This window comes from Streptomyces sp. NPDC086080 (assembly GCF_044540255.1).
GTDB lineage: Bacteria > Actinomycetota > Actinomycetes > Streptomycetales > Streptomycetaceae > Streptomyces.
This window is the reverse complement of record NZ_JBITRU010000016.1, coordinates 34053-48257: the sequence shown is the minus strand read 5'-3', so window position 1 is coordinate 48257 and position 14205 is coordinate 34053. Positions and strand designations below refer to the sequence as shown.

Genomic DNA, 14205 nt, shown 5'->3' with positions numbered 1-14205 from the left:
CGCCGCCCGGGGGCTCACTCCGGTCACTCCGGTACCTGGCGCATCTCCAGGACCCGCAGCCCGAGGGACTGGCAGCGGGCCAGCAGCCCGTACAGGTGCGCCTCGTCGACGACATGCCCGAACAGCAGGGTCTGCCCCGGCATCGTCACGTGGTCGAGTTCCGGGAACACCTTGATCAGCGGTTCCGAGAGATGCCCGTCCACACGGATTTCGTAGCGCATGAGCCGCTCCCCGGGTGGCCTGGACAGGCCGGCCGTGCCCGTACCGTGCCATCGTCGGCGCCCGGGCGCCAGCCCGGCTCACCCCGTACAGGTGAGAGACCCCAGACCCCTCGACCCGCGTACCGCCTCCCCCGTTCTCAGCACGTCAGCACCTCAGCACCTCAGCGCCTCAGCGCTTCAGCCAGAGCTTGCATGAGAGGATCACCAGGCCCAGGACGAGGTTCACCACGGCCGACAGGAGCAGCATGCGCCGGCCGGCACCGGCCTGGCGGGCCGCCGCGACGGACCAGCCCACCTGCCCCGTCACGGCGACGGACAGCGCGAACCACTGGCCCGCCTGCACGCCGAGGCCGAGCACGGGGCCGACCCCCACGGCCACCGCCGGCGGCACGGCGGCCTTCACGATCGTCCACTCCTCCCGGCACACCCGCAGGACGACGCCACGGTCGGGACCGCGCTGCGCCAACCGCGCCCCGAACAACTGCGCGTGCACGTGCGCGATCCAGAACACGACGCCGGTGAGCAACAGCAGCAGCACCAGCTCCAGGCGGGGGAAGGCGCCGAGCGTGCCGGCCCCGACGATCACCGAGGCCGCGAGCATCGACCCGTAGACGCCGCCCGTGTAGTCCGCGTGCGCTCCGTGCTCCGCCGGCTCCGCCGCGCCGTCCGGGGCCGGGTGCCCGGCGCCGGCCGTCACGGCCTCCTCCGGCCGGACCCACCCCGCCCGCCGGTCCGGCCGCGCTCGGGCGCCGGGCCCGGACGCCGGGGCATGACCAGGAGACCGGCGAGGGGGATGCCGCCGGTGGCCGGTGGCCGCCAGTGCGTCACGGTGGTGCTCCCGTCACAGCAGGTCCAGTTCGCGGGCGCGGCGTACCGCCTCGTTGCGGCGGTTGACCGACAGCTTCCGGTAGACGCTCTTGAGGTGGGTCTTGACCGTGTTGACCGACACGTACAGGTCGGCGGCGATCTCCTCGGTGGACATCGTCAGGGCCAGGCGCCGCAGTACGTCGCGTTCGCGTCCGCTCAGCTCCTCGACGACCGGGGGCGGCGGCTCCCGCCGGCGCGGGGGCGGGCCGGTACCGGTCGCCGGCGGGTGCGGTGCCGCCGCTCGCAGATAGGGCCGGATCCACGGCCCGGCCTCGGCGAAGGGCCGCCGCAGCCGCTCCCGGCGGGCCTCCGCCAGCGCCCGCCCCACGAGTCCGCGCGCCGCCGCGCGGTCTCCCGCCTCGTCGGCGGCCCGCGCCCGCACCAGTGCGGCCCGGACGGTCACCGCGGGACCGGCCCGCCCCTCCGGACGCACCCGGTCCAGCAGGCGTACGGCCGCCGCGGTCCGCCCGGCGGCGAGCTGGACCCCGGCGGCCTCCACGGCGCACGCCACCTGCTCGTCGGGCACCCGCGCGAGCAGCCCGACGGCCGTCCGCGCCCGGCCCCCGGCGAGGTGAGCGGCGGCCGCGACCAGCGCCGTCTCCGCCCGTACCCACGGCGAGGCGACATCGGCCGGTACGTCCGCCTCCACGGCCCTCAGCGCGGCGCCGGGATCGCCGCTCGCCAGGTGCAGGCGCGCGGTCGTCAGCGCGCGGCAGGCCTCCAGGACGGGGTCCCGCAACGCGGGGTGCGACTCGGCCGAGGTGTCGAGCAGGGCCCGGGCCCGCCCCAGCTCGTCGCGGTCCACGGCGACGGCGGCCAGCACGACCCGGTCCACACCGGTGCCGGAGGACGGGAACAGCCCGAACCGTTCCGTCTCCGCCAGGGCCTCCCGCGCCCAACGTTCGGCCCGGCCGAGCCAGCCGTGGAGCTGGTCGATCAGGGCGAGGCGGCCCAGCGCGTCCTCGCGCACGAGTGCGGTGGCCGCTCCCGGGGCGCAGTCCGCCACCGTCACCAGGGCGTCCCGCGCTTCCTCGAAGTGCCCGGCCCACAGCCGCGCGGAGCCCAGATGGTCCAGCAGCAGCGCGGTGACCTCAGGGTGCCGGTCCAGCAGCTCGGGGACCGCGTCCCACAAGCCCTCGGCCGCCCGCGCCGCGTCCTCCGCCCGCTCCGGCGCACCGGCCAGCCGGGCGGCCAGGGCCTCCAGCAGGGCGCAGCTCAACCGGGCGGCCGCCTCGTCCGTCGTGCCGTCGTGCTCCGCCAGTTCGTACCGCACCCGGCGCAGATGGGCCAGCCCGCCGTCGAGGTCGCGCCGGGCCAGCCGGCCGGCCGCCCGCACCAGCTCCTGGGCGGGCCCCGCGCCGTCCCGCCCCATCGCCGTGAACAGCCCGGCCGTGGTGTCGGAGCGCGGCCCGGTGAAGAACTGGCCGATGGCGAGATCGTCGATCAGGGCATGGGCGGTGAACTCCCAGTCGTCGGCGGCGGCCCCGTGCGCGAGTGCCTCCGCGAGGGCCCCGGACCGTCGCAGCCAGGTCGCGGCCCGTCGGTGCAGTCCGGGTTCCATTCCGGGCCGCCGTATGCGCAGATGGGCGCGGAGTATCTCCGCGAACAGGGGGTGGAGGCGGTACAGGCCGTGCCCCAGATGCTCGACGAAGGCGTTCTCCCGGCTCAGCCGGGCCAGGACGGCCTCGGCGTCGTCGCGTCCCGTGACCGCGTTCGCAAGCCCGGGGCCGAACCGGTCGAGCACGCTCACCCGCAGCAGCAGGTCCTGGGTCCGGGCGTCCTGCCGCTTGAGCACCTCCGCCAGCAGGAAGTCGGCGATCGTGCTGCGGCCGGCCTCGAACTCCTTCAGGTAGACCTCGGGATCCGGGCTCTGCCCGGCCGCCAGGGCGGACAGCCGCAGCCCGGCGGCCCACCCCCGGGTGCGCTCCACGAGCGCGCGCACCGCTGCCGGGGGCAGGCGCAGCCCGTGCAGTTCCAGCAGCTGGGCCGCTTCCTGAGGGGTGAAGGCCAGCTCCGCACCTCTGATCTCCGTCAGCTCACCCGCGGCCCGGTAGCGGTGCAGGGGCATCAGCGGCTCGGTGCGGGTGACCAGGACCAGACGCAGCCCCGGCCCGGCGTGGCGCAGGACGAACTCCAGCTGCCCGGCGATCTCCGGGGCGGTGACGCGGTCGAACTCGTCGAGCACCACGACGACCGGCCGCTGCCGGCCGCTGAGCTCCGCGGCGAGCCGGACCGGCAGGGCCGGGGCCACCCGGTTCGCGTCCGCCGGGACACCGACGTCGGAGGGCAGGGACACACCGGCCGTACGCAGGGCCCGCAGCAGGTACGCCCAGAACACCCCCGGCCCGTCCCCGGCCGCGTCGGCGGTGAGCCAGGCCACCGGGAGCCTGCCGCGCCGCTCGGCCCAGTCCGCGACCAGCAGCGTCTTCCCCGCCCCCGCCGGGCCGTTGACCATCGTCAGCGGTGTTCCCAGGGCCTGGTCGAGATGCCCGTTCAGCCGCTCCCGCCGCAGATACGTCACCGGGCGTGCGGGGACCGTGAACCGGGTGCGCAGGAACGGGTCACCGCGTGGGTCGGCGTGGTCCTCGGCCCCGGGCGGGTCGTCCGCCCCCGGCACTTCGTCCGCCCCCGGCGGGTCATCGTCTTCCGGCCCGGTCATGGCACCCACCGCCCCTGTTCGGCTGTGCCCCCCGAGGTTCGGCTGCACCCCCCGCTCCAGCATCCCAGCAGTGGGGCGGGAGGGCGCGTCGTGGCCGGGGCCTCGGCTAGCGTCACCGGTATGAGCACCCCTCCCCCACTCGCCGGGGCCCTCGCGGACGGCACGGTCGTCCTCGACGGCGGTCTGTCCAACCAGCTCGCGTCGGCCGGTCACGACCTGAGCGACGAGCTGTGGTCGGCCCGGCTGCTCGCCGAGGACCCCGCGGCGGTGACCGAGGCGCACCTGGCGTACTACGAGGCGGGCGCGGACGTGGCGATCACGGCCAGCTACCAGGCGACGTACGAGGGCTTCGCCCGGCGCGGAACCGGACGGGAGGAGGCGTCCGCACTGCTCGCGCTGAGCGTCGGGTGTGCCCGGGAGGCGGCCCGGCGGGCGCGGGCGTCCCGCCCGCTCTGGGTGGCGGCCTCGGTCGGACCGTACGGGGCGATGCTCGCGGACGGCTCCGAGTACCGGGGCCGGTACGGGCTGTCGGTCACGGACCTGGAACGCTTCCACCGCCCCCGCATGGAGGTCCTGGCCGCCGCCGCGCCGGACGTGCTGGCCCTGGAGACGATCCCCGACACGGATGAGGCCGAGGCCCTGCTGCGTGCCCTGCGCCGCCTCGGCACCCCGGCCTGGCTGTCCTACTCGGTGGCCGGCGACCGTACCCGCGCGGGACAACCCCTGGAGGACGCCTTCGCGCTCGCCGCGGCGGCGGACGAGGTGATCGCGGTCGGCGTGAACTGCTGCACCCCGCGGGACGCCGACCGCGCCGTCGCCCTGGCCGCCCGCGTCACGGGCAAACCGGTCGTGGTCTACCCCAACAGCGGGGAGACGTGGGACGCGGAGGCGCGGGCCTGGACCGGCCGGTCGACGTTCACCGCCGGACGGGTGACGGGGTGGCGTGCGTCGGGAGCCCGGCTGATCGGCGGGTGCTGCCGGGTGGGGCCGGCGACGATCTCGTCGATCGCGGAGGTACTGCGGGAGCAGCCGTAGCGACCTCGCACCACGTACCAGGCCCCCATGCACCAAGCACCATGCACCAGTCGGCCCCGTCTCCCCGCGCACGCGTGCGCCCCCCGTCAGCGCTCGGTGTCCGCCCCGTCCGGACCGGGCACGCCGAGCAGGAGCAGGGTCACGTCGTCGTCGTAGTCGGCCGGCGCCGTGATGAAGGTGCTGATCAGCCGGTCCGCCGCCCGGTCGAGCGTCTTCGGGTCGGCGCGGGCACCCCCCAGCGCGACGCCGACGGTGCGGGCGAGGACGTCGATCCGCTCCTCGATGTCGGTGCCGGGTTGTTCGACCAGCCCGTCGGTGTAGAGGACGAGGACGCTGCCGGGCGGCAGCGGCCGGGTCGTCTCCTCGAACGGCACCCCGCCGCCGCCCTGGTCGTTGACCCCCAGGGGCACGCCGACCGGTGCCCACAGCCGGCCCGGTGGCCCGCCGGGAGGCAGGACGATGACGGGGAGGTGGCCCGCCGAGCAGACGGCGACCTCGCACCTGTCCTGGTCCAGGACCAGGTAGAGACAGGTGACGAGCTGACCGGCCAGGTCGCCGACGAACGCGTCCAGTGAGGTCATCAGTCCGCTGGGCGTCGCGCCCGTACGGGCCAGCGCGTGGGAGGCGGCACGCAACTGCCCCATGACGGCCGCCGCCTCCAGTCCCCGGCCCATCACGTCGCCGATGATGACGCCGGTGCGGCGGCCGCCGAGGGGGATGATGTCGAACCAGTCGCCCCCGACCCCGGGGTCCTGGACGGAGGCCAGGTACCGGTGCGCGCTGGGCAGGTACGTGAGGGTGGGCGGCTCCCCCATGAGGCTGTGCTGCAGGGTGTAGGCGATGTGCCGCTGCTGCTCGTACCGTTCGGCGCGCTCGGCCTCCGCCCGCCTGCGCTCGGTGATGTCCCGCACGAACAGCACAGCGAGGGTCTCCTGTTCGGCCTGGAGACTGCTGATGCTGACCTCGACCGGGAATGCGGAGCCGTCGCCGCGCAGCCCGTAGAGGTTCCGGTCCACGACCGCCGGCTGCGGGTCACGCTGTCGCAGATAGGCGTGGAGGAGGGCGCCCTGCCGCCGGCGTGTCGAGTCGGGCGCCAGGTCGACCACCCGGGTGCCGACGAGGTCGCCCGGCGACCGGCCGAACACGCGTCGCACCTGTGCGTTGGCCATGACGACGGTGCCGCTGCCGTCCGTGATGAGCGTGGCGTCCGGTGCGGACTCCAGCAACGCGCGGAACCGCCGCTGCCCCCGCTGCACCTCGCGCTGAGCGGCGACGCGTTCGGTGATGTCGGTGACCACACCGCACATGGCGTAGGGGGCGCCGGACGCGTCGTTGAGCGGGAACAGGCTGGTCAGGAACTCCCGCGGACCTTCGGGCAGGGTGAGCTGTTCCTCCCGCTGCACGGGCCGGCCCCGGGCGAGCATCGCGAGGTCGGCGTCCCGCGCGTGACGGGCGAGCTCGGTCGGCATAACGTCCAGGTCACGGCGGCCCAGCACCCGGTCGCGGTCGAGCCCCAGGCTCTTCTCGAACCTCGTGTTGACCGCCAGGAAGCGGCCCTCCAGGTCCTTGATGAACACCACCGCGGGCGTGTGGTCCATGAAGTCCTGCAGCAGTTCGTTCTGGCGCACCTGCCATGCGAGGCGGGCATGGGCCACCTCGACGCGGCGGCCCACGGCCAGGGCCGCGAAGATCACCGCGGTGAGGGCGGCCACGTTGCCCCACACCAGCAGGGCGGTCCCCAGCCGCGGCCCGAACACTCCCGCACTCTCGCCCGCCAGGACGCCCCAGCCCAGCAGCGGCGGCACGATCACTGCGGTGACGATCAGACGGCGGCCCAGCGCGCCCGTCGTGCCCGCGTTCATGAGGAGCCCGCACAGTCCCTCGTCCGGCCGGGCCAGGAAGACGGACGCGCCCAGGAGGACCAGGGCCGGCGCGGTGTGCAGGGCCATGCCCGTGTAGGCGCCGAACCGCTCCAGCTCGGGGACCTGGTAGGCGGCCCCGTACAGCCGCAGCATGCCAATGGCCCCGACCAGCAGCCCCATGACCTCACTGATCCACGCGGGGATCCGGCGCGCACTCGCGCACAGGGACGCCACGCCCGCGAGCGTCACGGCCGCGGCGGTGTTCGGCGCCATCCGTCCGGGCACCCTCGTCTGGACGTCGGCGGTGTCGTCCCGGAAGAGGAGCTCGTCGATGCCCACGGCCCCACCCGTCACGTACTCCGCCAGCGTGAGCACCCCGAGCACCAGTGCCAGGGCCGCCGCCGCACGGGCCACCGTGGTCGTCCACGCGTGGACCGGGCCCCGTGCGACGAGGAACAGCGAGACTCCCAGCGCCACGACGGCCACGGCGGAGTTCGCCTTCATGGACACCGCGACACCGGGCAGCACGCTCTTCAGCACGTCGACGTCGAGGATCCACCCGGTCAGACCGACCAGGCCCAGGAGAGCGGCGAGCAGCGCCGTGATCACGGCCGCCGCGCGGGCGGCGGCCACAGCGGGCGGGTGGAACGGCAGGCTGTCGGCGCGTTCCACTCCCTGTACGCCGGGCAGCCCGGACGCGTCCTGCTGTCTTGTCACCGCGCTCTCGTCCCTGACGGATGGCACACCCGCCGTATGAATCGGCTCACACCATGCTAAAGAACGCGGAAGGTATGGGCATGTGCCTGGCGCGGTACGCGGAGCAGGCGACGCGGGAGTGCCGTGACCGGCGGGGCGTCGGGTGGGAAGGGCGGCCGGTCGTCGGCCGTCCCGCCGCCCCGTTCCGCGCATGGCGCGCGGTCGTGGGCGAAGAACGGTAGAAGTGGAGTGAGGGGGCAAGACTCCGGCGTCGGGATCGGCGGGACGGGACCGGCGGGGCGGTCCGCGGCACCACCGGTGTCCCCGGCCCGAGACGCCGTCGGCCCCATGGGCAGAACGGGCGATGATCATATGCGCGACGCCATCCCGCTCGACGGCGATGCCGACGGCATCCCGGACCGGGCGGCACCGGCCACGGCCGTCATCGACGCCCAGGGTGTCGTGGCGGGGTGGAGCCCGGGCGCCGAGCGCATGTTCGGTTACCCGCCCCATGCGGCCATTGGGCGCCCCGTGGACCGTCTGCTCGGTGCGGGCGCCGGCACGGACACCGGGGCGGGGATCCACGCGGCCCTCGACGGGTGGAGCGGAACGGCCCTGCTCCGGCACCAGGACGGCCGTCGGCTGAAAGTGCGGCTGAGGGCTTATCCCTGGGTGGACGGGGAGGGCCGCGCTCAGCGGCTCGTCGTGGCCACGCCCTCCCGTCCGCCACCGGACGCGGACCGGGCGACGCAAGAGGCGGCGTTCGCCCAGTGCCGTCTTCCGGTCATGGTGTTCGACTCCGCGCTGCGGGCCGTACGGGCGAGCGCCGGTGCCCAGCACGAGCTCGGCCAGAGCGAGGAGCACATGGCGGGCCTGCGGGTCACGGACATCCTGCCCGACCCCGTCTGCCAGGAGGTGGAGGACAGCATGCGCCGGGTGCTCGTCACCGGCGAGACCGAGCAGTTCCGGGTCCGGGGCAGGGCGCGGCCCGCACTGCGTGAGGGCGTCTGGTCCATCACCGTGTCCCCGCTCAGAGGCCCCGACGGACGGATACGGCAACTGGAGGTGTCCGCCCTGGACGTCACCGAGCAGCACCTCGCCCGGGAGCGGCTCAGCCTGCTGAACGACGCGAGCACACGGATCGGCACCACCCTGGACGTGATGCGGACCGCGCAGGAGATGGCCGACCTGGTGGTGGGCCATCTGGCGGACTTCGTCACCATCGACCTGCTGGACTCCCTGTTCCGCGGGGTCGAACCGCGCCCCTCCCCCACCGGCGCCGTCACCCTGCGGCGCGCGGCGCAGCAGTCCGTGCTGCCCGGGGTGCCCGAGGCGCTGTACCGGCCCGGCGACGTGGACGACTACCCCCCGTCGACGCCGCCCGCCCGCTGCCTGGCCACCGGGGAGGCCTCGCTGCACCGCACCATCGACCCGGCCATCAGGGCCTGGCAGCAGGTGGACGCGGACCGCTCGGGGGTGCTGCACACCTTCGGAGTGCATTCGGTGATGGTCATCCCGCTACGGGCGCGCGCCATCACCCTCGGCGTGGCACTCCTCGTCCGGCACCGCCGCGAGGAGCCCTTCACGGAGGACGACCTGGTGCTGGCCGAGGAGATCGGCGCGCGGGCCGCCGTGGCCGTCGACAACGCCCGCCGCTACACCCTGGAACGCGAGACCGCGCTGGCCCTGCAGCGGAGCCTGCTGCCCCGGCGGATCGCCGCCCAGGAAGCGGTCGACGTGGCTCACCGCTATCGCCCGGCCCGCACCCGGGCGGGCCTGGGCGGCGACTGGTACGACGTCATCCCGTTGTCCGGGGCCCGGGTCGCACTGGTCGTGGGGGACGTGGTGGGCCACGGCCTGCGCGCCTCGGCCACCATGGGACGCCTGCGGACCGCCGTACGCACCCTGGCCGACGTCGATCTGCCTCCCGACGAACTCCTCACACAGCTCGACGACCTGGTCACCCACGTGGCGTCCGAGGAGGAGGCGGCGGCGCCCCCCACGCCCGACCTGGAGGTGCCCACCGGCCTCATCGCCACGTGCCTGTACGTCGTGTACGACCCGGTGTCCCGCCGCTGCACGGCCGCCACCGCGGGCCATCCGCCGCCCGCGGTCGTCACGCCCGCCGGCACGGTCGACTTCGCCGCCATCCGTCCCGGTCCGCCGCTGGGTCTGGGCGGTCTGCCCTTCGAGACCCGCGAATGGGACATGCCGCCGGGTGGCCTCCTCGCCCTGTACACGGACGGGCTCGTCCAGGGCACACGGCACGACCTGGGCAGCGGCCTCGCCCGGCTGCGCCGGTGCCTGGAGCGGCCCGCCGAATCGCTGGAGGCCATCTGCGACGACCTGTTTCGCACGCTGCTGCCGGCGCAGCCCCAGGACGACGCCGCCCTGCTCGTCGCCCGTACCCGGGCCTTCGACGCGGACCACGTCGCCACCTGGGACCTGCCGTCCGACCCCGCCGCGGTGGCCGACGCCCGCGCGGGCGTGGCGGCCCGGCTGGCCGCGTGGAACCTGGAGGACGTGGCGTTCACCGCCGTGCTCCTGGTGAGCGAACTCGTCACCAACGCCATCCGCTACGGGCAACCGCCCGTCCAGCTACGGCTGATCCGCGGAGCGGCCCTCATCTGCGAGGTGTACGACAGCAGCGGGACCTCCCCGCACCTGCGACGGGCCCGCACGTACGACGAGGGCGGCCGCGGCCTGCTGCTGGTCGCCCAGTTCGCCCGCCGCTGGGGCACCCGCCACCGCGCCGAGGGCAAGACCATCTGGGCGGAGATCGAACTCCCGGACCGCACCGCGTGACGGCCTGACGACCGTGACGAACACACACCGGACGGCCTTGCCCCGCTCCCGCGCCCTCACCCCCGACGAGTCCGCCGGCCGGGCGGTACGCCGTGCAGCGGGGCATTGGTCGCCAGTTCACCGACCGCACCGCTGTTGCGGGTCATGATGTCGTCGACAGCGCGTCCGTGCCGGGCGGCGACAGCGCCCCTCGTCAGCGGATGTCACGGTCGGGAGGTGTCCGGTCGTATGCGTGCCGTGCCCCGGCGCTGACGGCACGGTGGGCAAGCGACCAGTCGGCGAGCTCCTTGACCAGGTGAGTCGGGCCGGCCTCCAGAGGGTGTCCCGTGACCGGCGGACGCTGGAGCGGGTGGTTGTCTGCTCGGCGTCGCCTGCGTGCTGCTGTCGACCTGCCTCGCCCACCGGGCCACCGTCAGCCGGGCGCGAGGGCCGCTGTTCCCGTCACGGGCGCGGCGCACCTACGCACAGGGCCGATCGGCTACGCGTCATGTCCCGCGGTGGTCCGGCCGTACGCGACCGTGTCCGGGTAGTGCTTGCGCAGGTCGGACATGGTCATCCGGTCGAACACCCGGTCGGGAAGGAGGCTGGAGGCGCGGATGAGGAAGGCGGTCACGGCGCCGATGGTGTAGCGAGTGCGGGGCTTGCGGTCGGTCGCGGCTTTGGCGATCTTCCGAGCCGCGGTGTCGGAGGTCGCGCCGGCTTCGGTGAACGCGGCGACGTGGGAGGGAATTGCCTGCGTCAAAGCGCCGTAGCGCTCGTTCTGCTCCGGGGTCATCCGAGTCATGAGGTCACTCAGGCCCGCAAGTCCCACGCGGGCCATCTCGGTCTTGACGCCGCCCGGCTCCACGATCACCACCTGCACCCCGTACGGGGCCAGTTCGCTGCGCAGGGCATCGCTCAGCGCCTCCACCGCGTGCTTGCTGCTGGCGTACACGCCGTAGCCGGCCATGGACACCTTGCCGTTCATCGAGCTGATGTTGACGACACGGCCCTTGCTGCGCACCAGCGCGGGAAGCAGCGCCTGGGTGAGCGCGACGGTCCCGAAGACATTCACGTCGAACACGCGCCGCCATTCGTCGAGCGGCACGACTTCGACCGGTCCGGCGCAAGGGAGGCCGGCGTTGTTGATCAGTACCCGCACGGCGCGGTCCTGCGGGTCGCCGTCGACGCGTGCCACCAGCGCCGCGATGTGCTCCCGGTTCGTGATGTCGAGGATCACCGGCTCGATGCCGGCGGCGCGGAGCGCCCTGCCGTCGCTGTCGCGGCGCACGCCGGCAAGGACATGGAATCCGCGGCGGGCCATTTCCCGCGCGGTGGCCGCCCCCATCCCGGTCGATGCCCCGGTCACGATGACGATTTCCTGAGGTTGCGGGGATTCATTGGACACGATGTGCTCCTGGGAGGATCGATACGAACAGTGAATCACGCCGGTCGGACCGGCCGCGTCCTCAGTGCTGTGGGGGCACGGCGGTGGCGTAGGTCTTGATGTTCTGGAACTCGGCGATGGCCGAGGGGCCGCACAGCACACCGATTCCGCTCTGCTTGAAGCCGCCCTGCTCGAAGTGCTCGGACATCGGGCCCCAGGTGTTGACCCATATCCCGCCGAACCGGAGCTCGCGTCCGACCCGGCGGGCCCGGAAGTCGTCGTGGGTGTACAGCGCGGCGGCCAGGCCGAAGTCAGTGGCGTTCGCCCGCTGGATCGCGTCGGCCTCGTCCTCGAAGATCTCGAAGGTCTGGACCGGACCGAAGACTTCCTGCTGCACCAGAGGGACATCGAGCCGCTCCACCTCCAGCAGTGCCGGACGAAAGAACGCGCCGCCCGCCAGGGCGGGGTCGGTGACCGGCCCGCCCCTGACGATGACCTTGGCATAGGAGGTGGCTTCCTCCACGATGCTGTCGACCCGTGCGACGGCGGCCCTGTCGATGAGCGGGCCAAGCTGGGTGGAGGGGGCCTCGGCTGGCCCGACCGTGACCGCCTCCAGTGCCGCGGCCAGCCGCGTGCGCAGTTCATCGGCGATGCCACGCTGCACGAGCACGCGCGAGCCGGTGCAGCAGAACTGCCCGTTCATCAGGATGGATGCCGTCACCAATTGCGGGACGACGGCGTCCAGGTCGGCGTCCTCGAAGACGATCAGCGGGGTCTTGCCGCCCAGTTCGAGGTTGAGCCGCTTGAGCGTGGGCGCGGCCGCGGCGGCGATGAGGCGGCCGACGTGGGTGCTGCCGGTGTAGCTGAGCACATCCACGTCCACCGATTCGACCAGCGACGGCGCCACCTCGTTGCCCGCCTCGGTGAGGATGTTGACCACTCCCGGGGGCAGGGATTCGGTGGCGGCGACGGCCTCGGCGAGAAGGGAGTTGGCAGGGCGGTCTGCCCGGGCAGCTTGACCACCGTCGTGCAGCCCGCGCCGATCGCCGGACCGAGGGCACGCACCGTCAGGCATATCGGGGAGTTCCACGGCGAGATGATGCCGGCGACCCCCATCGCCTCGGGCGACGAGTGAAAGTACTGACCCGGCGTCGGCTCGGCGGCTCGGCCTGCCACCTGGGTGAGCGCGGACGCGGCGCTGTAGCGCAGCCAGTCGACGGAGATGGCGGCCTCCCAGGCCGTCTCGTCCAGCCGCTTGCCGTTCTCCCGGGTGAGGGTCCGGCTCAGAGCGGGGACGCGTTCGGCGACCCGGTCGGCCAACTCGAACAGGGCCCGGGAGCGCAGCGCCGGATCACGGGACCATCTGGTGGTGTCGAAGGCGGTACGTGCCGCGGCGATCGCGGCCCCGGCCTCCGCACGGCCCGCCGAGACATACGTGCCGACGGCCTCGCCGGTGGAGGGGTCGACCGACTCCTGTACGGAGCCGGCCGCGCTCCACTCCCCGCCGATCAGATTCCGGGCGAGCGTGTGTTCAGACATGGACCTCAACCTCTCGTAGCGGACTGCACGCAGCCGCTCGCTCGTACCCGAGGTCGAGCGGCAGTGCCTGCCACGGCCACCGTCGGCCAGCGCAAGGGCCGGAACCAGTGCAATGGACGACGGTAGGAACGGCAGTACCACTCTCACTTCGCGCGCGGCGGTGATGCTGGAACGGTGACCGAGGAACGGAACCATCTGGGCACAGCACTGCATCGTTGGCGCGACCGGCTCGCACCCGCCGACGTGGGCTTGCCGGCCACGGGCAGACGCCGAGCCGCGGGCCTGCGCCGCGAGGAGCTCGCCGCACTCGCCGGACTTTCCGTGGACCACCTCGTCCGCCTGGAACAGGGACGCACCAGCCGCCCCTCCGAACAGGTCGCCGCGGCACTGGCCCGCGCACTGCACCTGGAGACGTCCGAACGAGATCACCTCTACCGCCTCGCACACCTTCCCCAGCCGGGATCCGGGCGCATCTCCGTCCACGTCCCGCCCAGCGTGCAGCGCCTGCTCGCCGCCCTCACCCGGGAGGCACTGGCCGTCTTCGCCGCGGACTCGACACTCATCACGTGCACCGGGCTGTGGGCCGCACTGTTCGGAGAGCCCGCGCAGCCCCCCGCGAAACAGCGCAACCTGGTGCGCGAGACGTTCCTGCCCGAGCGGGATGCCAGCCGTCTGCCTCGGTCCGAACGTGGCCGGGAAGCCACGGAAGCCGCTCTCGTCGCCGATCTGCGTACCGCACAGGGCACCTTCCCTGACGACCCCCGCCTGCGCGGACTCATCCAGGAGTGCACCACCCGCAGTCCTCGTTTCGCGCCGCTCTGGTCGCAGGGCGTCGCGGGCGCACTCGGCCATGACCGCAAGACCATCGCCCATCCCGCCGTCGGGGAGATCACCCTCGACTGCGACATCCTCACCGTGCCCGGATCGGACCTCAGGATCGTCGCCTACACCGCGGCCGCCGGAACACGCTCCGCGGAACAACTCGACTTCCTCAGAGTCACCGCCACACATGCCCCGCTGCTCTCCCGTGCCGAAGATTCCTGACGGTGTGCCGTACATACTCCGGGGCATGATGGTTGACCGTTGATCGCCGACGGCGGCTGCACGCACGGTCCGACGTCCCCGGGTTGCACGTCTCCCCTCGCGCCTCTCTGG

9 protein-coding genes and 1 pseudogene are annotated in these 14205 nt (G+C 73.6%); 3 read left to right on the top strand and 7 right to left on the bottom strand.

Translation table 11 applies throughout. The annotated features are described in order from the left end of the window. Window positions 1-23: 23 nt before the first annotated feature. The 3 genes from ACIF9R_RS19945 to ACIF9R_RS19935 all read right to left on the bottom strand — a co-directional run bounded on the left by ACIF9R_RS19945 (window position 24) and on the right by ACIF9R_RS19935 (window position 3747). The gene (locus tag ACIF9R_RS19945; protein WP_399981625.1) at window positions 24-221 is read right to left on the bottom strand and encodes a hypothetical protein; all 198 of its coding nucleotides are present in this window, start codon (window positions 219-221) and stop codon (window positions 24-26) included. A 169-nt stretch (window positions 222-390) separates the two neighbouring features. Then, complete coding sequence (locus ACIF9R_RS19940; protein ID WP_399981622.1) at window positions 391-918, bottom strand: hypothetical protein; 528 nt, start codon at window positions 916-918, stop codon at window positions 391-393. A 144-nt stretch (window positions 919-1062) separates the two neighbouring features. Further along, on the bottom strand, window positions 1063-3747 hold the full coding sequence (locus ACIF9R_RS19935) for a LuxR C-terminal-related transcriptional regulator (protein WP_399981619.1): 2685 nt from the start codon (window positions 3745-3747) through the stop codon (window positions 1063-1065). 120 nt (window positions 3748-3867) lie between these two features. On the opposite strand from ACIF9R_RS19935, the gene mmuM reads away from it, so the two are divergent. Then, window positions 3868-4782 (top strand): homocysteine S-methyltransferase, encoded by a 915-nt coding sequence (mmuM, locus tag ACIF9R_RS19930; RefSeq protein WP_399981617.1) that lies wholly within the window; start codon window positions 3868-3870, stop codon window positions 4780-4782. Between the two features lie 86 nt (window positions 4783-4868). Here the strand turns inward: mmuM and ACIF9R_RS19925 are convergent, their stop codons facing one another. Continuing rightward, window positions 4869-7361 (bottom strand): SpoIIE family protein phosphatase, encoded by a 2493-nt coding sequence (locus ACIF9R_RS19925; RefSeq protein WP_399981614.1) that lies wholly within the window; start codon window positions 7359-7361, stop codon window positions 4869-4871. Between the two features lie 351 nt (window positions 7362-7712). Between ACIF9R_RS19925 and ACIF9R_RS19920 the strand changes: the two genes are divergently transcribed. Further along, a complete protein-coding gene (locus ACIF9R_RS19920) occupies window positions 7713-10145 on the top strand; it encodes a SpoIIE family protein phosphatase (protein ID WP_399981611.1) in 2433 nt (810 codons plus the stop codon). Between the two features lie 478 nt (window positions 10146-10623). Here ACIF9R_RS19920 and ACIF9R_RS19915 read toward each other — a convergent pair whose 3' ends face one another. The 3 genes and pseudogenes from ACIF9R_RS19915 to ACIF9R_RS19905 all read right to left on the bottom strand — a co-directional run. Further along, the gene (locus tag ACIF9R_RS19915) at window positions 10624-11532 is read right to left on the bottom strand and encodes an SDR family oxidoreductase (protein WP_399981608.1); all 909 of its coding nucleotides are present in this window, start codon (window positions 11530-11532) and stop codon (window positions 10624-10626) included. A gap of 61 nt (window positions 11533-11593) precedes the next feature. Further along, complete coding sequence (locus ACIF9R_RS19910; protein WP_399981606.1) at window positions 11594-12586, bottom strand: aldehyde dehydrogenase family protein; 993 nt, start codon at window positions 12584-12586, stop codon at window positions 11594-11596. Then, window positions 12565-13050 (bottom strand): annotated as a pseudogene (locus tag ACIF9R_RS19905) (aldehyde dehydrogenase family protein); the annotation flags it as partial. The gene ACIF9R_RS19910 and the pseudogene ACIF9R_RS19905, both read right to left, overlap by 22 nt. 174 nt (window positions 13051-13224) lie before the next feature. Here ACIF9R_RS19905 and ACIF9R_RS19900 point away from each other — a divergent pair. After that, complete coding sequence (locus tag ACIF9R_RS19900) at window positions 13225-14094, top strand: helix-turn-helix domain-containing protein (protein ID WP_399981603.1); 870 nt, start codon at window positions 13225-13227, stop codon at window positions 14092-14094. The last annotated feature ends 111 nt before the right edge of the window (window positions 14095-14205 follow it).

Coding starts and splice junctions, on each gene's coding strand:
- ACIF9R_RS19920 (WP_399981611.1), top strand. CDS start 7,713: ATGCGCGACGCCATCCCGCTCGACGGCGATGCCGACGGCATCCCGGAC.
- mmuM (WP_399981617.1), top strand. CDS start 3,868: ATGAGCACCCCTCCCCCACTCGCCGGGGCCCTCGCGGACGGCACGGTC.
- ACIF9R_RS19910 (WP_399981606.1), bottom strand. CDS start 12,586: ATGCCTGACGGTGCGTGCCCTCGGTCCGGCGATCGGCGCGGGCTGCAC.
- ACIF9R_RS19935 (WP_399981619.1), bottom strand. CDS start 3,747: ATGACCGGGCCGGAAGACGATGACCCGCCGGGGGCGGACGAAGTGCCG.
- ACIF9R_RS19945 (WP_399981625.1), bottom strand. CDS start 221: ATGCGCTACGAAATCCGTGTGGACGGGCATCTCTCGGAACCGCTGATC.